This is a genomic window from Microbacterium sp. 05N427, from assembly GCF_056397105.1.
The window spans coordinates 1-17,011 of sequence record NZ_JBFTMT010000026.1; the positions used below are offsets into that span (position 1 = coordinate 1).

Sequence of the window (17,011 nt, forward strand, 5' to 3'; positions counted from 1 at the left end):
AGTACGAGCAGACCCGCGCGTGCCGCATGGAGTTCCTGCAGCGCACGCTCGATGACGCGACTGCGGTGCCGTGCGGGCGGTGCGACAACTGCGCGGGCGTCTGGTTCCCGACGGAGATCGGCTCCGCAGCGGCGGCCGCCGCCACGACGTCGCTCGACCGGGTCGGGGTGCCGATCGAGCCGCGGCGCGCCTGGCCCACCGGAGCGGACCGCCTCGGAGTCCCGGTGAAGGGACRCATCGATGCGGCGGAGCAGGCGGGCGAGGGGCGCGCGCTCGCGCGGCTCACGGACCTGGGCTGGGGCGGCACCATGCGGGAGCTGTTCGCGGCCGGCGCCGCCGACGGGCCGGTGTCGCCGTCGGTGCTCGCCGCCTGCGTGCGCGTGCTGGCGGATTGGGGGTGGGCGGAGCGTCCGGCGGCGGTCATCGCGATGCCGTCGCGTTCGAGACCCCTGCTCGTCGATTCGCTGGCGCAGGGGCTCGCGAGCATCGGTCGGTTGCCGTATCTCGGCGAGCTCGGCCTCATCGACGGCGGCCCGAGCGGCGGCGCGGGTGGCAACAGCGTCTTCCGCCTCGCGGGGGTCTGGGACCGCCTCAGCGCGGACGGCATCGATGTCCCCGCCGGTCCCGTGCTTCTCGTGGACGATCTGGCCGACAGCCGGTGGACGCTCACCGTCGCCGCCCGAGTCCTGCGCCGCGCGGGCGCGACCGACGTCCTGCCGTTCGTGCTCGCCCTGCGGGGCTGAGAGTCTCGCCGACGGTCCGTCCTCCGTTTTGGGGCGCACTTGTGCGTTTCGGGGCGCGTCACGCCGGGAATCAGTGAGGAGACGCGCCCCGAACGGAAGAGGTGCGCCCCAACCCGGGCGGGAGCGGATGCGGATCCGTCCTCCGGCGGCTCAGCGCACCCGGCCGAAGGCGCGGGCAGGGTGCTCCAGAAGCTCCATGACGCGGCGCAGGAACGACGCGGCGTAGCCGCCGTCGCACACGCGGTGATCGAAGACCAGCGAGAGCTGCGCGATGCGCCGCGCCACGATCGCGCCGTCGACCACCCACGGGCGCTCGATCATCCGGCCGATGCCGAGGATCGCAACGTCGGGGTGGTTGATGATCGCGGCGGAGCCGTCCACGCCCAGGCCGCCGTAGTTGTTGAGCGTGAAGGTCGATCCGCGCAACCGCTCGGGCGGCATGGATCCGGCCCTGGCGGTCGCCGCGAGCTCGCGCAGCGCCGCATCGAGCTCGTCGACGCTGAGCTCGTGCGCCCGCGGGATCACCGGCACCATGAGGCCGCGGGCGGTGTCGGCCGCGACGCCGAGATTGACGCCGTCGAAGGAGAGGATCTCGCTTGCGTCCTCGCTCAGCCGCGAGGCCAGCAGCGGGTGCTCGGCGAGCGCGATCAGCACGAACCGCGCTACGAGGGCCGTGACGGAGGGCGCCTTGCCCCCCTCCGGGGCCATGGCGGCACGGAGGTTCCAGAGTTCGGTGACATCGACGTCGACCCAGACCGTGGCCTCGGGGATCTCGGATCGGCTGCGGGTGAGCTTGGCGCTCACCGCCTTGCGCAGCGGCGACATGCGCTCGCGGGACGTGACGGCGAGGCCGTCGACGGTTCCCGCGGGGGCCGGCGGGGTCGCTGCGGGAGCGCTGGCCGGGGAGGTGAGCGTGTGTCGCGAGATCCCGTCCACCGCCTGGTCCACGGCCGCGCGGAGCACGTCGGCCCGGGTGACCGCGCCGTCGGATCCGGTGGGGCTGATCCGCCGTACGTCGACACCGAGGTCACGTGCGAGCCGGCGGACGAGGGGAGAGCGCACCGCGACGGGAGCGTCCTTCGTCTCGCTGCGCTCGCTCAGGAACCGGGCGGCGGTCGGGGCGGGGGCGTCCTTCGTCTCGCTGCGCTCGCTCAGGAACCGGGTGGGGGCGCGGCGCGTGCGACGGCGGCCTGAGCCGGCGCGCTCGGTCGTGCCGTAGCCGATCAGTACGTTGCCGGAACCGGATCCCGCGCGCTCCTCGGCACGATAGGCGTCCTTCTCGACGTCCTTCGTCTCGCTGCGCTCGCTCAGGAACCGGTCCGTCTCGCTGGGCTCGCTCGGGAACCGGTCCGTCTCGCTGCGCTCGCTCGGCAACCGGTCCGCGACCTCGAGCACCGGGGCGCCGACCTCGATCGTCTCACCGGGCTCGCCGTGCAACGCGAGTACCACGCCCGCATACGGCGACGGCAGCTCGACCACGCTCTTCGCGGTCTCGACCTCGGCGATCGGCTGGTCGGTGCGGATGGTGTCGCCGACCTGCACCAGCCACTGCACGAGACCGGCCTCGGTGAGGCCCTCGCCGAGATCGGGCAGACGGAACACCTTCGTCGTCGAGGTGGTCATGCTTCTTCTCCGTGCTCGTCGAGCCAGTGCAGCGTGTCGATCGCGTCGAGCACGCGGTCGGCGTCGGGCAGGTACCAGTGCTCGAACTTCGGCGGGGCGAACGGGGTGTCGAAACCGGTGACCTTGCGCACGGGCGCCTCGAGGAACTCGAAGCAGCGCTCGAAAACCCTGGACTGGATCTCACTGGCCACGCTCGCGTAGCCCGGCGCCTCGGCGACCACCACGGCGCGGCCGGTCGAGCGCACCGCGGCGGTGATCGTCGCATCGTCGATCGGTGTGAGCGAGCGCACGTCGATGACCTGCACGCTGCGGCCCTCGGCAGCGGCGATCCCGGCGGCTTCGAGGCACGTCGCCACCGAGGAGCCGTAGGAGATGAGTGTCACGTCGGTGCCCTCGCGGACGATGCGCGCGGATCCGATCTCGCCGACGATCGAGGTGTCGACCTCACCCTTCGTCCAGTACAGCTTCTTCGGCTCGAGGAAGATCACGGGATCCGGTGAGGCGATCGCGGCGCGCAGCAGCGAGTATGCGTCCTGCGGGGTCGACGGGCACACCACGGTCAGGCCGGGCGTATGCGCGTAGTAGGCCTCGGAGGAGTCGCAGTGGTGCTCGACGCCGCCGATGCCGCCGCCCGTGGGGATGCGGATCACCATCGGCATAGGCAGGGCGYCGCGGGTGCGGTTGCCGAGCTTGGCGACGTGGCTGACGACCTGCTCGAACGCCGGCAGCGCGAACGCGTCGAACTGCATCTCGATCACGGGACGCATGCCGTTCATGGCCATGCCGACGGCGGTGCCGACGATGCCGGACTCGGCGAGCGGCGTGTCGAAGCAGCGGTCCTCGCCGTAGCGCTCGGTGAGGCCGTCGGTGATGCGGAAGACACCGCCGAGGGCGCCGACGTCCTCGCCGAACACGATGACGTCGGGATCAGCCTCGATGGCGTCGGCGAGGGCGCGGTTCAGCGCTGCCGCCATCGTCATGGTCTGCACGGTCGACGCCGTCCGGTCCTCGGAGTGTGCGGAGTCCACGCGGACGCCCTCGTGCGCGATGATCATCGGATGCCTCCTTCGGGGGCGGACTCGGGGGCGGATGCGGAGCGCTCCAGCTCGTCGCGCAGCTGGTGCCACTGCTCCTGCAGCTGGGGCGACCGGGTGCTGCGCACGAACCGGAACAGGTCTTCCGGATCGAGGTCTGCGTCGGCGTTGAGGGCGTCGCGCAGGGCCGCGGCGATGGTCTCGGCGCCCTCGGCGAGCTCCTGCTCGCGGGCCTCGTCGAGCAGTCCTCTGGCGGTGAGATGCGTGCGCAGGCGCGTCAGCGGATCCTTCGCCGCCCAGGCCTGCACCTCGGCGCGCTCGCGGTAGCGGGTGTCGTCGTCGGCGTTCGTGTGCGCCTGCATCCGATAGGTGTGCGCCTCGACGAGGGTCGGGCCCCCTCCGGCGCGCGCCCTGTCCACGGCCTCGCCGAGCACCGCGAGGAGGGCCGCCACATCGTTCCCGTCCACGCGCTGGCCTGGCATGCCGTAGCCGATCGCCTTGTGCGCGAGCGAGGGGGCTGCCGTCTGTCGCGAGAGCGGCACCGAAATCGCGAACTCGTTGTTCTGCACGAAGAAGACGACGGGCACGTGGAACACGGCCGCGAAGTTCAGTGCCTCGTGGAAGTCGCCCTCGCTCGTGGATCCGTCGCCGCACATCGCGAGCACGACGGTGTCCTCGCCGCGGTGCTTCGCGGCCTGCGCGAAGCCGACCGCGTGCAGCAGCTGCGTCGCGAGCGGCGTGGTCTGAGGGGCCACGTGGTGCTCGTGCGGGTCGTATCCGGAGTGCCAGTCGCCCTTCAGCAGCACCATGGCGTCGGCGGGGGAGACGCCGCGGGCGATCACCGAGACCGAGTCGCGGTAGGTCGGGAACAGCCAGTCCTGCGCGCCGAGAACGAGTGACGCGGCGATCTGGCAGGCCTCCTGGCCGTGAGAGGACGGGTAGACGGCGAGGCGCCCCTGGCGGACCAGGGCGTTCGCCTGGTCGTTGATCCGGCGCCCCTCGACGAGGCCGCGGTAGGCGCGTCCGAGCAGGTCGTCCTCGGGCATCGGGTAGCCGTCGTCGACCTGCGCGGATCCGGTCTCGTCGATGAGCCGCACCGGCTCGTCGCGGGGGAGCAGGTCCCGCGGATCCGCACCGTCGCGCGTGTGGCTCGTGGCAGGCATCGTGTGCTGCATCGGGTCCGCCTTCCTTGCCGAACGTGATGCCTCCAGTGTGCGACTGGAAATGCAGTCGTCCAACAGGATCCAAGTGGATCTGGACGATTGCAGAGCAAGCGCGCCAGAATGATGCAGAGTGTCAGCGAATCACGAGCGGAAGGCGCACGCATGGCGGAGCTGGATGACATCGACCGAGCGATCCTGGATGAGCTGCGTCGCGACGCGCGCGTGTCCATGACGGCGATCGCCGAGGCCGTGCACATCTCGCGCGCCGGCGCGCATGCGCGCATCAAGAGGCTGACCGACTCCGGCATCATCACCGGCTACACAGTGCGCACGGATCCGGTGCTGCTCGGTCACCATGCGTCGGCCTACGTCATGCTCGCGCTCGAGCAGCCGGCCTGGCAGGAGGTGCAGGAGCAGCTGCAGCGGATCCCCGAGGTCGAGCACATGGCGCTCGTGGGYGGGGATTTCGACGTGATCCTGCTCGTGCGAGCCAGCGATGCGCGGGACCTCCGCCGGATCGTCCTCGAGGACATCCAGGCGATCTCCGCGGTCCGTTCGACCCGCACCACCCTGATCTTCGAGGACTTCGGCCGGAACTGACCGGATCCGCGTTCCCGATAGGGGGATCCGCACGGCAGAATGGGTCCATGACGGATGCGGTGATCGAGCGCGAAGTGCTCACCTGGGACGGTTTCGGCGAGGCGATGCGGGATCTGGCCCGCGACATCCTCGAGTCGGGCTTCGAGACCGAGGTGGTCGTCGCGATCGCCCGCGGCGGGCTGCTGCCGGCCGGCGCCATCGCGTACGGGCTCGGGGCGAAGAACTGCGGCGCGATCAACGTCGAGTTCTACACCGGCATCGGCACGGTGCTGGACGCCCCCGAGGTGATCCCGCCGGCGCTCGACATGGACTATCTGAACGGTCGCCGGGTGCTGCTCGTCGACGACGTGGCCGACTCCGGGCGCACCCTCGCGCTCGCCGTGGAGCTGCTGCGCGAGAAGGGCGCCGATGTGCGCTCGGTCACGATCTACACCAAGCCCACCACGATCATCCAGCCCGACTACGCCTGGAAGGACACCGATCGCTGGATCGACTTCCCGTGGTCGGCCAAGGGAACGGTCCGCGAGGAGGACCTTGGTCTGGCCCCCACCGCCTGACCCCCCCACTCTCTTCCGAGTCGTCCCCGTGAGCGCACCCCATAGCGTGCGCTGACGGGGACGACTCTGTTGTGGGAGGGGGCGCTCGCGGGGGCGACTGCGCCGCGGGGGCGAGTGCGCCGCGGGGGTCAGTCTTCGGGGGGAGCGATGCGCGGGGGCCAGGCCGAGGCGCCGAGCTCTCGGGAGATGTTGCGCGCGGTGTCGCGGAGCGCGTGCAGCACGGCGTCGGGCGCGGGGCCGTCCGCCGTGGGGTACACCACGGCGACCGCCGCGACGATGTCGCCGCGGGCATCGGCGACGGGGGAGGCCAGCGACGACTCGCCGAGCACCGCCTCGTCGACCTCGCGCGCGTAGCCGTGCTCGGCGATCGTGGGCAGGGCTGCGGCGAGCACCGCGGGATCCGTGACGGTGTCGCCGGTGAGGCTCGGCAGCGGATCCGCGAACACCGCGCGCTGGAAGCCGAGATCGTGCGCGAGCAGCACCTTGCCCATGGCCGAGGCGTGCGCCGGCAGCGCCGCCCCCGTCTCCCGCATCTGCGGGCTGTCGTCGGGCCGCAGCGTGTGGTGGATCACCAGCACCTCGGCGAAGTGCGGGGTGCCGAGCCGCACGGCCATCCCGGTGCGCCGCGCGAGCTCCTGCGTCCAGCGCATCGAGCGCGCCCGCACATCGAGGGAGTCGAGGTAGACGCTGCTGAGCTTCAGCAGCGTGGGGCCGAGCATGTAGCGCTGTCCGCCGCGCTCCTTCGCGACCAGGCCGTGCTCGCGCAGCGACGACACGATCCCGTGCACGGTCGACGGCGGCAACTGCAGCGCGGTCGCCAGATCGGTGATGCCGAGATGGCGGGATCCCTGCAGCAGTTCGAGCACCTTCGCGGCGCGATCGATCGCCTGGATCATCGGTGCTGCTCCCTCCTCGACGGCGGCGACGGCGGTGCGGATCCAGCCGTCGGATCCCTTGACAATCCGACAGCCTCATCGCATATTCGACATTAACGAAAAGTATTCCGATTCTGGAGTGCCGTCGCCCGCGGCGCAAGAGGCCCCATCCTCTGTGTCGGGGCACGCCCCCGGAAGGCGGATCCGTCGGGATCCCACGGCCAAGGAGTGCTGGTCGGACGACAACGGTGCTGGTGGAACTGCAACAAGGAGGTCGCAGKATGAAGAAGCTCATCAACGCCCCGGAGGACGTGCTCGCGGAGTCGCTGCGCGGGCTCGCGCTCGCGCATCCGGAGCTCGACGTCGACATGACGAACCGCGTGATCCTGCGCCGCGATCGCAAAGCCGAGGGCAAGGTCGCGCTGCTGAGCGGGGGTGGATCCGGTCACGAGCCGCTGCACGGCGGGTTCGTCGGGACGGGCATGCTCGACGCCGCGTGCGCCGGAGAGGTCTTCACCTCGCCGACGCCCGACCAGATGCAGGCCGCGACGAAGGCGATCGACCGCGGCGCGGGCGTGCTGCACATCGTGAAGAACTACACCGGCGACGTGATGAACTTCGAGATGGGTGCCGAGCTCGCCGCCATGGATGGCATCGAGGTGCGCTCGGTCGTGGTGGACGACGACGTCGCCGTGCAGGACTCTCTCTACACCGCGGGCCGCCGCGGCGTCGGCCTCACGGTGCTGCTCGAGAAGATCGTGGGCGCCGCCGCGGAGGAAGGGCAGGACCTCGCCGCCGTCGCCGACCTCGCGACGCGCGTGAACGGCCAGGGGCGGTCGATGGGCATGGCGCTGACGAGCTGCACCGTGCCGGCCGCGGGCAAGCCCACGTTCGACCTGCCCGACGATCAGATGGAGATCGGCATCGGCATCCACGGCGAGCCCGGCCGGCACCGCGTCCCGCTCGCGCCCGCGCGGGACATCGCGGCGCAGCTCGTCGAGCCGATCCTCGCCGACATGGACTTCACCGGATCCCCCGCGATCGTGATGGTCAACGGCATGGGGGCGTCTCCGCTCATCGAGCTGTACCTCATGTACGGCGAGGTCGCGGCGCTGCTGGAGAAGGCGGGTGTGACGATCGCCCGCAACCTCGTCGGCGACTACATCACGTCGCTGGACATGGCCGGCTGCTCGGTCACCGTGCTCAAGGCCGACGATGAGCTGATCCGGCTGTGGGACGCGCCCGTCGTGACGCCCGGCCTGCGCTGGGGCGCCTGACCCTCACTGACATTGCTCCCGTCGCAGAAGCTGCCGGAATCCGGACCGGAGAACGGCATCTTTCGCGACGGGAGCATCATAATCCGTCCGAAGGAGAACACCTGCATGTCGAACACCATCCCGCTCGCCGCCCTCGTCGACTGGCTGCACCGCTTCCGCGACGCCGTCGTGACCCAGCGCGACTGGCTCACCGAGCTCGACTCCGCGATCGGCGACGCCGACCACGGGGCGAACATGGCGCGCGGCATGACCGCGGTTGTCGAGAAGGTCGAGCAGACCGAGCCTCAGACGGCGGATGAACTGTTCAAGACCGTCGGCATGACGCTCGTCTCGACGGTGGGAGGGGCGAGCGGTCCGCTGTACGGCACGTTCTTCCTGCGGATCGGGGTGACGCTCGGTGTCGTGACCGACGTCGAGCCGTCGGCGCTCGCCGCCGGACTGCGTGCGGGGCTGGAGGGCGTCGTCGCGCGAGGCAAGGCCGAGGCGGGCGACAAGACGCTGTTCGACGCGATCGCGCCGGCGATCGACGCGCTGGATGCGGCGCTGGCCGAGGGGAAGTCCCCGGCGGAGGCGACGGCGGCCGCTGCGGCGGCCGCTGCCGCGGGTCGCGACGCCACGATCGACCTCGTCGCGCGTAAGGGCAGGGCCAGCTACCTCGGGGAGCGGAGCGCGGGGCACATGGATCCGGGATCCGCGTCGGCGACGCTGCTGTTCGAGACGCTCGCTGCGGCTGTCGCGGGCTGACGCGGCGATGAGCGCCGTCGGGATCGTCGCCGTCTCGCACAGCCTGCGCCTCGCCGAAGCCGCGCAGGAGCTCGCCGCGCAGATGGTGCCGGGCGGGACGGTGCCGATCGCGCTCGCGGCGGGGGCAGGGATCGACGCGGACGGCGCGCCCATCCTCGGCACGGATGCGACGCGGGTGGCCGCGGCGATCGACGAGCTCGCCGAGGTCTGCGACGGGGTGCTCGTGCTGATGGACCTCGGATCCGCGGTGATGAGCGCAGAGTTCGCGCTCGAGCTGCGCTCCAGCGCGGTTCCGGTGCGGCTCGCCTCCGCGCCCTTCGTGGAAGGGCTGCTCGCGGCGTCGGTGACCGCGGCGCAGGGGGCGTCGCTGGACGACGTCGCGGCGGAGGCGAACGGTGCGCTGATCGCGAAGTCGGCGCAGCTGGAAGACGAGCCGCAGGCTCCGGCCGGGTCGGGGGGCCCGGAGCTGCCGGTGTCTGCGGTCTCGCGCCAGGGGGAGGAATCGCGCCTGGGGGAGGAACCGCGCCTGGGGGAGGAATCGCGCCTGGGGGAGGAATCGCGCCCGGGGGAGCAACCGCGCCTGGGGGAGCAACCGCGCCCGGGGGAGGAATCGCGCACGGTCCTCGTGCGCAATCCCGCAGGCGTTCACGCGCGTCCGGCCGCGCTGATCGCGCAGGCCGCGGCGGGAGCGGAGCTGCGGCTGCGTCGACTGCCGGACGGGAATCCGGTCCCCGCCTCGAGCATGATGCGACTGCTCGCCTTCGGCGCCCGTCCTGGAGACGACGTGCAACTGATCGGGGATCCCGCCGCGGTGGAGCGCGTTGCGGAGCTGTTCGAGGACGGTTTCGGCGAGATGGACGGGTCCGCGGCGAACGACGCCGCAGCGGCTGCGGCAGCGGCCGTGGCGTCCTCCGACTCGTCGCCGCACTCCTCGCCCGGAGCGCGCTCCGGAGCGGAAGAGCCCCCGGCGCCCGGATCGACGCTCCGCGGTCTCGGCGTGAGTCCTGGACGCGCGATCGCGCCCGTCGCGCAGCTCGGCGCGGCGATCCCCGAGCCGGCCGTCGACCGGGTGCCGGACGCCGCACGCGCAGCGGAGGCCGAGCGGATCGCGCCTGCCGCGTCCGAGGTCGTGGCATCCCTTCGCGCGACGGCGGCCGGATCCGACGGCGAGGCCGCGCAGATCCTCGAGGCGACCGCACTGCTGGCCGCGGATCCGGACTTCGCCGCGGGCGCCGCCGCGCGTGTGCGCGCCGGTGGTGGGTCCGCCGCGCGCGCGGTGTGGGACGAGGCCGCGGACCAGGAACGGGTGCTGCGCGGCCTGGGCGGGCGGATGGCCGAGCGCGCCGCCGACGTGCGGAGCGTGCGCGATCGCATCGTGGCGCGGCTGACCGGGCAGGAGGTTCCGGGGATCCCCGACCGTGCGGATCCGTTCGTGCTCGTCGCGCGGGATCTCGCCCCTGCCGAGACCGCGACGCTGGGACGCAGCGGGTGCGTCGGGCTGGTGACCGAGGAGGGCGGACCGACGTCGCACACGGCGATCCTCGCTCGCGCGCTGGGCATCCCCGCGGTCGTCGGTGCGGCGGGTGCGGTCGGCATCGAGGCCGGGACCACCGTGCTCGTCGACGGCGAGGCCGGGACCGTGCGTCTCGACCCGCCCGCCGATGAGACCGTCGCCGCGGCGGACGACATTCCCGCGTTCGACGGCGGCTGCCTGCTCGCGGACGGCACCGAGATCCCGCTGCTCGCCAACGTCGGCGGCGCCGCCGATGCGGTCTCCGCGAACGAGGCCAATGCGCAGGGCATCGGCCTGTTCCGCACGGAGTTCTGCTTCCTCGATCGCGCCGAAGAGCCGACCGTCGACGAGCAGGTCGCCGCGTACCGCGGGGTGCTCGCGCCGTTCGCGGGGCGCAAGGTCGTCGTGCGCACGCTCGATGCAGGGAGCGACAAGCCGCTTCCGTTCGCGACCACGGCGGACGAGGAGAACCCGGCGCTCGGCGTACGCGGTTTGCGCGTCGCCGCGGCGCATCCGGCACTCCTCGCGCACCAGCTCGCGGCGATCGCTGCGGCGGGGGCCGCGGAGAGCGCGCAGCTCGAAGTGATGGCGCCGATGGTCGCGACGGTCGACGAGGCACGTGACTTCGCCGCGGCCTGCCGGGCGGCGGGGATCGCGCGGGCGGGCATCATGATCGAGACGCCGGCCGCCGCGCTGATGGCGGCGGAGCTGTTCGCCGTGGTCGACTTCGTGAGCCTCGGCACCAACGACCTCACGCAGTACACGATGGCCGCCGACCGCCTGTCGGCGCCCCTCGGTGGGCTCAACGACCCGTGGCAGCCGGCCGTGCTGCGACTGATCGCCGCCGTGGGCGAGGCGGGGCGCGCCGCCGGCAAGCCCGTGGGGGTGTGCGGCGAGGCGGGCGGCGATCCGTCCCTCGCACCGGTGCTGGTCGGCCTGGGCGTCACGAGCCTGTCGATGACCGCGCGATCCCTTGCCCGGGTGTCCGCGCGCCTGCGCACGCTGACGGCGGAGGACTGCCGCCGCGCCGCCGCCGCCGCACTCGGTTYCGCGACGGCGTCCGAGGCCCGCACGGCCGTCGCCGCCGCCCTCGCATCAGGCGCTCAGGCCGGATCCGGATCCTCGGCCTGAACTGCGAGAAACCAGATCCGGCACGAGACATCACCGCTGAGGTGGGGTCTCGTGCAGAAAGTGGTTTCTCGCGCCCCGCGGGGGCGTGGCCGCGCGGCGTCAGGCCAGAGTCAGGACGAAGCCGTCCGGGGCGGGGGTCACCGTCACGTGCGTGAGGTCGGCGACGACGGCGTCGGGGGAGTGCGCGGCGGATCCTGCGCCGACGCCGATCACGCGCATCCCGGCGGCCTTGGCGGCCTGGATCCCCGCACCGGAGTCCTCGAAGACGATGCAGTCCGCTGCCTCGGCGCCGAGTCGGGCGGCACCGAGCAGGAAGCCCTCCGGATCCGGCTTGGAGGCGCTCACGTGCTCCGCGGTGACAGGGCCCGCCGGCACGCCGAGCTCCGCGGCACCCATGCGCACGCGCATCAGCCGGTCGTCCGCCGAGGTGACGATCGCGTGCGGGAACGGCGCGAGGGCCTGCAGGAACGCGGCGGCTCCCGGCACCTCGACCACGCCGTCCACATCGCCGCTCTCGCGCTCGAGCATGACGCGGTTCTCGGCGAGGTTCTCCTCGTGCGGGCGGCCCGGCAGCATGATCGCCATGCTCTGGTGGCCCTGGCGGCCGTGCACGACGCTCAGCACGAACTCCGGATCCAGTCCGTGGGGCTCAGCCCAGGCCAGCCACAGCCTCTCCACGACGGCGGTCGAGTCGACGAGCGTGCCGTCCATGTCGAGCAGGGCGGCGCGGGCGTGGAAGGTCTGGGTCATGTTCTCAGGGTAATGGCGGGCTCTGCTCCGCGTCCGCCCGAGCGCGTACCCTGCGCGGTCATAGGCTGGACGAGACGCGGGACGAGGCGAGAGAGGGCGGCGCGATGAGAGCCGAGTGGGACCGACTGATCCGGCGTCTGCGGGACGCGCGCGCCTCGGCCACGCTGCACCAGATGCGCGAGACCGACGCGCTGCTCACCGGGGCGGTGGCCTTCGTGCTGGGATTCCTCGTCTCGCTGCTGATCTTCTGGCATCGCACCCCGTCGATCACGGGGGCGTGGTCGGTCGGCGCGGTCGCCGCGATCGGCGGCGCCGCCGTCGCCGTGCTGAGCTTCACGGCCGGGCGCATCGGTCTGCGCGCCGAGGCGATCGAAGCTCCGGACAAGCTGGATCCGAACGCCGCGAACGACGGCTTCGCGATCCCGGGCCAGCGCCTGCGCTGGTACGAGCTGACCGCGATCGCCCTCGCTCACGGAGCCGTCGCGCTGCTGGCGCTGTCCGGGCTCGGCGCCCTGCTCGAAGCGGGCTTCAGGGATGCCCCGGTCTTCGCCTTCCCCGGCGCCGTGCTCGTCGGTGTCGCGCTCGCCCTCACCGGCTACGTCTGCTACCTCAGTGCGGTCGCGCTGAGTCCCACCTCGATCTCGCTGATCCTGTCGATCTTCCTCGTGATCGGGGCGCTCACCGCGATGCTCGAGGCGAGCGATCCGCACTGGTGGCGCGACAACCTCTCGGCGCTGGGCATGTCGAGCAACGCCTCGTCGCCCGCGTTCAACGGCACCCTCATCGTCGCGGGAGTCATGGTCACCACCATCGCCCGATACGCGACCGCGGCGCTTCCCGTTCCGGAACCGAGGGACGAGCGGGGGCGCACGATCGTGCGCGTCGCCCTCATCCTGATCGGGCTGCTCCTGGCGTGCGTCGGGGTCTTCCCGGTCGACCGCTTCTTCCTGCTGCACAACACGGTCGCGACGGGCATGGCCGTGTGCTTCGCCGCGGTCGTGATCGGCCTGCCCTGGTTCCTGCGCCGGATCTCGCGCGTGTTCGTCGTGCTGGGCTGGGTCTACGTGCTCGTGATCGCGCTGCTCGGAGTGTTCTTCGCGACCGGCTATTACAACCTCACTGCGGTCGAGCTCATCGCCGCCGTGCTGATCTTCAGCTGGATCATCGTGTTCCTGCGCACCGCGGGCGCCGACCACGGGCCGTGGGACGCCGAGCGGCCGGAGCGTGCGGAGTCCGTCGCGCGGCGCTGAGTCGGCGTGCCGGACGGCGGATCCGGATCCCTTCGCGGCACGACATGTCCGGCGCGCTCGGCGACAAGCCGCCGTGATCGCGCCGGACCACAATGGGAGCATCGACCGTCGTCCGCACACTCGAAGGAGAGACCGATGACCGACACGTCCGCTGTGTCCGCGCTGCTCGACCGCATCCAGGCGCCCGAGGGCTCCGGCCGCGACATCCCCGACGCGGCCACGCGCGAGATCATCGGCCGCGCTCCGGTGCAGACCGTCGCCGACCTGGACGACGCGATCGCCAGGGCCAAGGCCGCGCAGCCGGCGTGGGAGGCCCTGGGCCACGCGAAGCGGAGCGAGCTGCTGCTCGCGGCGGCCGATGCCCTCGACGCGAACGCGGAGGCTCTCGCGCAGCTGCTCTCCCGCGAACAGGGCAAGCCGCTGAACGGTCCGAACGCGCGGTTCGAGCTGGGCGCGTGCTCGGCCTGGCTGCGCACGAACGCGACCACGGTGCTCGAGCCCGAGGTGCTCCTGGACGACGAGAACCTGCACGCGGAGCTCGTCTACAAGCCCGCCGGCGTCGTCGGCGCCATCGGCCCGTGGAACTGGCCGCTCATGATCACCATCTGGCAGATCGGGCCGTCGCTGCGRATGGGGAACACCGTGGTCGCCAAGCCCAGCGAGTACACGCCGCTGAGCGTGCTCGCGATGCTGTCGATCATGAACGAGGTGCTGCCGGCGGATGTGCTGATCGGGATCTCCGGCGACCGCGAGGTCGGCGCACGGATCGCGTCGCATCCCGACATCGACAAGATCATGTTCACCGGATCCACGGCCACCGGCCGCAAGATCATCGAGAGTTCGGCCGGCAACCTCGCGCGGCTCACGCTCGAGCTCGGCGGCAACGACGCCGGCATCGTGCTGCCCGGCACGGATCCGGCCGCGATCGCCGAGGACCTGTTCTGGGGCGCGTTCATCAACACCGGCCAGACCTGTGCCGCGATGAAGCGCCTCTACGTGCACGACTCGCTCTACGACCAGGTCGTCGACGCGCTCGCCGGCATCGCCGCGAACGTGCCGATCGGCAACGGGCTGGACGAGAACAACGTGCTGGGCCCTCTGCAGAACAAGCAGCAGTTCGACATCGTCTCGCGTCTCGTCGAGGACGCCAGGGCGCGGGGCGCCCGGATCGTGACGGGCGGTGAGGCGGCGCCTGAGCTCGGCGAGCTGTTCTACCGGCCGACGATCGTCGCCGACATCGACAACGACGCCGCGCTCGTGCAGGAGGAGCAGTTCGGACCGGCGCTGCCGATCATCCGCTACTCCGACGTGGACGAGGCGTTCGCGCTCGCGAACGCGGTCGACGTGGGCCTCGGCGCCTCGGTGTGGTCGAGCGACCCCGAGGCGGCGCGCGAGGCTGCGACCCGCATGCAGTCCGGCACGGTGTGGATCAACTCGCACGGCGGGCTGCACCCGATGGTGCCGTTCGGTGGTGTGAAGAGCTCGGGCTACGGTCTCGAGTTCGGCGTCGCGGGCCTCAAGTCCGTCGCCGTGCCGCAGGTCGTCTCCGGCCCCGGTCGGAAGGCCTGAGCCGTGGCCCGCTCCGCGATCGTCGTCGGAGCCGGCACCTCGGGGAGCATCGTCACCCGGCGTCTCGTCGACGCCGGGTACGACGTGACGCTCATCGAGGCCGGCGGATACGACACCAATCCCGCGATCCACGAGCCCTCCCGCGCCGGCGAGCTCTGGCACGCCGCCGAGGACTGGGACTACTTCACCGTGCCGCAGGAGCACGCGGCAGGGCGCCGGCTGCACCTGCCGCGCGGCAAGGTCACCGGCGGATCCCACGCCCTGAACGCGATGATCTGGGTGCGTTGCGCGGCCTCCGACTTCGACGGCTGGGAGCGTGCGGGCGCGACCGGCTGGGGCTGGGCGGAGGTGCTGCCCGTCTACGAGGCGATCGAGAACGATCTGCTGCCCGTGACCGACGACTACCCGCTCGTGCCGATCCAGCAGTCGATCATCGAGGCCGCGGTGCAGGAGGGGCTGGCGCACAACCCCGACTACAACGGCGACACCCTGGACGGCGTCTCGCAGGAGCAGGTCACGATGCGCGACGGTCGACGCGTCAACACCTGGATGGCGTATGTGCGCCCGGTCGAGGACGCCCCGAACCTGCGCATCGTCACGGACGCCGAGGTGCACTCGGTGATCGTCGAGGACGGCGTTGCCGTGGGGGTGCGGCTCGCCCTTCGAGAGCCGCAGGGGCCGGGATCCGAGCTCCGCGCGGACGAGGTGATCCTCGCCGCCGGCGCCCTCGGCAGCCCCGCGATCCTGCTGCGCAGCGGTATCGGCCCGCAGGAGGACCTCGAAGCTCTCGGGATCGATGTGGTCCTCGACGCCCCCGCGGTCGGCGCGAACCTGCACGACCACCTGCTGTCCCCGGTGATCTTCACGACGGCGCGGCCCGTGGGCGCGCCGGAGCCGGGCGTCTCCGTCACGCAGACGCACCTGTTCTGGCGCTCGCGCGATGACCTCGCCGAGCCCGACACGCAGCCGATCCACTTCTCCGTGCCGATGTGGGGCGAACTCGAGCCGCGCCCCGGCGCGCACGGCCCCGGCGACGGACTCTCGCTCATGGCGGGGCTCGTCACGCCGCACAGCCGCGGTTCGCTGCGCCTGTCCGGTCCCGACGCCGAGGATCCGCTCCTCATCGATCTCGCCGCCCTCGAGGACGACCGCGACGTGGCCGCCCTCGCGGCCTCCGTGCGCCAGGCGCGCCGGATCGGCGCCAGGCCGGCGCTCGCCGGGGAGTGGGGCGCGACCGAGGCCTACCCGGGGCCGGAGGTGCCGGACGCCGACGTCGAGGACTGGGTGCGCCGCACCGCGATCACGTACCACCACCAGGTCGGCACCTGCCGGATGGGATCGGATCCTGATGCCGTCGTGGATCCGCGCCTGCGCGTGAACGGCATCGAGGGACTCCGGGTGATCGACGCCTCGGTCATGCCGACGATCACCACGGGCAACACGAACGCCCCCGCCGCCGTGATCGGCGAGCGCGGTGCGCTGTTCGTGCTCGAGGACGCGGGGGACGCGGGCTAGGAGGCCGCGCGGCCCGGCTCGTCCGCGGGCCGGCCGCGCAGTTCTCCGAGCAGAGCCTGCAGTCCCGCCTCGATGCGCTCGTCTCCTGCGACCTCGGGCAGCAGCACGGACACCATCTGCCAGCCGGCGTTGCGTGAGGCGACTTCGCCGACCGCCGTGTCGATGTCGATGTGATCGGCGAGCTCGCCGTCCTCCCGCGCCTCGAGCAGGAAGCGGCGGAACTGGTCCCGCCAGCGCTGGTTGTTCTCGCGGTGGATCTGGGTGACCCTGGTGTCCTGAGAGGCGTGGTCCCAGAAGGCGATGACGACACGGGCGTACTTGGGCCCGAGATCTCCGAACGGAAGGATCTCGCGACACATCTGCTCGAGGGCGTCGAGGCCGCGCTTGCCCGAGACCTCGGTGAGGATCCGCCCGTTGGCCTGCACGTGCAGCCGGACGAAGGACGCCGTGAGCAGGCTCTCCTTGGTGGGGAAGTAGCGGGCGATCGCGCCGTGGGTGTATCCGGCCTCTGCGGCGATCTGGCGCATCGTGAGACGCTCGAAGCCGTCCCGGGCGATCACCTTGGTGGCCGCATCCGCGATGTGGTCCCGCCGTTCGTCGTGGTCAACGATCTTGGGCACGTCAGTCCTCCTCCGATCCTGATGATCCTAGAGGCGGGCGAGCCGCG

The 17,011-nt window shown here is 71.9% G+C and carries 14 protein-coding genes and 1 pseudogene; 9 read left to right on the top strand and 6 right to left on the bottom strand.

The features are described from left to right. Positions 1 to 743: pseudogene (locus tag AC1DG4_RS18345) on the top strand (recombinase RecQ); the annotation flags it as partial. Between the two features lie 150 nt (positions 744 to 893). Here AC1DG4_RS18345 and AC1DG4_RS18350 read toward each other — a convergent pair. The 3 genes from AC1DG4_RS18350 to pdhA all read right to left on the bottom strand — a co-directional run bounded on the left by AC1DG4_RS18350 (position 894) and on the right by pdhA (position 4,575). After that, complete coding sequence (locus AC1DG4_RS18350) at positions 894 to 2,366, bottom strand: dihydrolipoamide acetyltransferase family protein (protein ID WP_477379964.1); 1,473 nt, start codon at positions 2,364 to 2,366, stop codon at positions 894 to 896. After that, positions 2,363 to 3,346 carry an alpha-ketoacid dehydrogenase subunit beta gene (locus tag AC1DG4_RS18355; protein ID WP_477421406.1) on the bottom strand — a complete coding sequence of 328 codons (984 nt, stop codon included), beginning with the start codon at positions 3,344 to 3,346 and terminating at the stop codon, positions 2,363 to 2,365. Before AC1DG4_RS18355 ends, AC1DG4_RS18350 begins: the two co-directional genes overlap by 4 nt. Positions 3,347 to 3,417: 71 nt before the next feature. Further along, on the bottom strand, positions 3,418 to 4,575 hold the full coding sequence (gene pdhA / locus AC1DG4_RS18360; RefSeq protein ID WP_477379962.1) for a pyruvate dehydrogenase (acetyl-transferring) E1 component subunit alpha: 1,158 nt from the start codon (positions 4,573 to 4,575) through the stop codon (positions 3,418 to 3,420). Positions 4,576 to 4,725: 150 nt separating this feature from the next. Between pdhA and AC1DG4_RS18365 the strand changes: the two genes are divergently transcribed. Both AC1DG4_RS18365 and AC1DG4_RS18370 read left to right on the top strand, forming a co-directional pair. Further along, positions 4,726 to 5,163: an Lrp/AsnC family transcriptional regulator gene (locus AC1DG4_RS18365; RefSeq protein WP_477379960.1), complete on the top strand. Its 438-nt coding sequence runs from the start codon at positions 4,726 to 4,728 to the stop codon at positions 5,161 to 5,163. Positions 5,164 to 5,210: 47 nt separating this feature from the next. Then, positions 5,211 to 5,720, top strand: a complete 510-nt coding sequence (locus tag AC1DG4_RS18370; protein ID WP_477379958.1) for a phosphoribosyltransferase — start codon at positions 5,211 to 5,213, stop codon at positions 5,718 to 5,720. A 128-nt stretch (positions 5,721 to 5,848) separates the two neighbouring features. Here the strand turns inward: AC1DG4_RS18370 and AC1DG4_RS18375 are convergent, their stop codons facing one another. After that, positions 5,849 to 6,616 carry an IclR family transcriptional regulator gene (locus AC1DG4_RS18375; protein ID WP_477379956.1) on the bottom strand — a complete coding sequence of 256 codons (768 nt, stop codon included), beginning with the start codon at positions 6,614 to 6,616 and terminating at the stop codon, positions 5,849 to 5,851. Positions 6,617 to 6,876: 260 nt separating this feature from the next. On the opposite strand from AC1DG4_RS18375, the gene dhaK reads away from it, so the two are divergent. The 3 genes from dhaK to ptsP all read left to right on the top strand — a co-directional run bounded on the left by dhaK (position 6,877) and on the right by ptsP (position 11,260). Beyond that, the gene (gene dhaK / locus AC1DG4_RS18380) at positions 6,877 to 7,872 is read left to right on the top strand and encodes a dihydroxyacetone kinase subunit DhaK (protein ID WP_477379954.1); all 996 of its coding nucleotides are present in this window, start codon (positions 6,877 to 6,879) and stop codon (positions 7,870 to 7,872) included. 105 nt (positions 7,873 to 7,977) lie between these two features. Next, positions 7,978 to 8,616: a dihydroxyacetone kinase subunit DhaL gene (gene dhaL, locus AC1DG4_RS18385; RefSeq protein ID WP_477379952.1), complete on the top strand. Its 639-nt coding sequence runs from the start codon at positions 7,978 to 7,980 to the stop codon at positions 8,614 to 8,616. 7 nt (positions 8,617 to 8,623) lie between these two features. Next, on the top strand, positions 8,624 to 11,260 hold the full coding sequence (gene ptsP, locus AC1DG4_RS18390) for a phosphoenolpyruvate--protein phosphotransferase (RefSeq protein ID WP_477421403.1): 2,637 nt from the start codon (positions 8,624 to 8,626) through the stop codon (positions 11,258 to 11,260). 99 nt (positions 11,261 to 11,359) lie between these two features. Here the strand turns inward: ptsP and AC1DG4_RS18395 are convergent, their stop codons facing one another. Next, positions 11,360 to 12,010 carry an HAD-IA family hydrolase gene (locus AC1DG4_RS18395; protein ID WP_477379948.1) on the bottom strand — a complete coding sequence of 217 codons (651 nt, stop codon included), beginning with the start codon at positions 12,008 to 12,010 and terminating at the stop codon, positions 11,360 to 11,362. Positions 12,011 to 12,114: 104 nt separating this feature from the next. Between AC1DG4_RS18395 and AC1DG4_RS18400 the strand changes: the two genes are divergently transcribed. The 3 genes from AC1DG4_RS18400 (at position 12,115) to AC1DG4_RS18410 (ending at position 16,344) form a co-directional block, all read left to right on the top strand. Then, positions 12,115 to 13,260 (top strand): DUF998 domain-containing protein, encoded by a 1,146-nt coding sequence (locus tag AC1DG4_RS18400; RefSeq protein WP_477379946.1) that lies wholly within the window; start codon positions 12,115 to 12,117, stop codon positions 13,258 to 13,260. 135 nt (positions 13,261 to 13,395) lie between these two features. After that, positions 13,396 to 14,829: an aldehyde dehydrogenase family protein gene (locus tag AC1DG4_RS18405; protein ID WP_477379944.1), complete on the top strand. Its 1,434-nt coding sequence runs from the start codon at positions 13,396 to 13,398 to the stop codon at positions 14,827 to 14,829. Between the two features lie 3 nt (positions 14,830 to 14,832). Beyond that, a complete protein-coding gene (locus tag AC1DG4_RS18410; protein WP_477379942.1) occupies positions 14,833 to 16,344 on the top strand; it encodes a GMC family oxidoreductase in 1,512 nt (503 codons plus the stop codon). On the opposite strand, the gene AC1DG4_RS18415 is transcribed toward AC1DG4_RS18410, so the two are convergent. Next, positions 16,341 to 16,964, bottom strand: coding sequence for a TetR/AcrR family transcriptional regulator (locus tag AC1DG4_RS18415; RefSeq protein ID WP_477379940.1), 624 nt, complete (start codon positions 16,962 to 16,964; stop codon positions 16,341 to 16,343). The genes AC1DG4_RS18410 and AC1DG4_RS18415 overlap by 4 nt on opposite strands. Between the last annotated feature and the right edge of the window lie 47 nt (positions 16,965 to 17,011).

What these genes read in the sequence shown, in the direction of transcription:
- AC1DG4_RS18350 (WP_477379964.1), bottom strand. Translation starts at nt 2,366, where the DNA reads ATGACCACCTCGACGACGAAGGTGTTCCGTCTGCCCGATCTCGGCGAG.
- dhaL (WP_477379952.1), top strand. Translation starts at nt 7,978, where the DNA reads ATGTCGAACACCATCCCGCTCGCCGCCCTCGTCGACTGGCTGCACCGC.
- AC1DG4_RS18400 (WP_477379946.1), top strand. Translation starts at nt 12,115, where the DNA reads ATGAGAGCCGAGTGGGACCGACTGATCCGGCGTCTGCGGGACGCGCGC.
- AC1DG4_RS18375 (WP_477379956.1), bottom strand. Translation starts at nt 6,616, where the DNA reads ATGATCCAGGCGATCGATCGCGCCGCGAAGGTGCTCGAACTGCTGCAG.
- AC1DG4_RS18395 (WP_477379948.1), bottom strand. Translation starts at nt 12,010, where the DNA reads ATGACCCAGACCTTCCACGCCCGCGCCGCCCTGCTCGACATGGACGGC.
- AC1DG4_RS18370 (WP_477379958.1), top strand. Translation starts at nt 5,211, where the DNA reads ATGACGGATGCGGTGATCGAGCGCGAAGTGCTCACCTGGGACGGTTTC.
- pdhA (WP_477379962.1), bottom strand. Translation starts at nt 4,575, where the DNA reads ATGCAGCACACGATGCCTGCCACGAGCCACACGCGCGACGGTGCGGAT.
- dhaK (WP_477379954.1), top strand. Translation starts at nt 6,877, where the DNA reads ATGAAGAAGCTCATCAACGCCCCGGAGGACGTGCTCGCGGAGTCGCTG.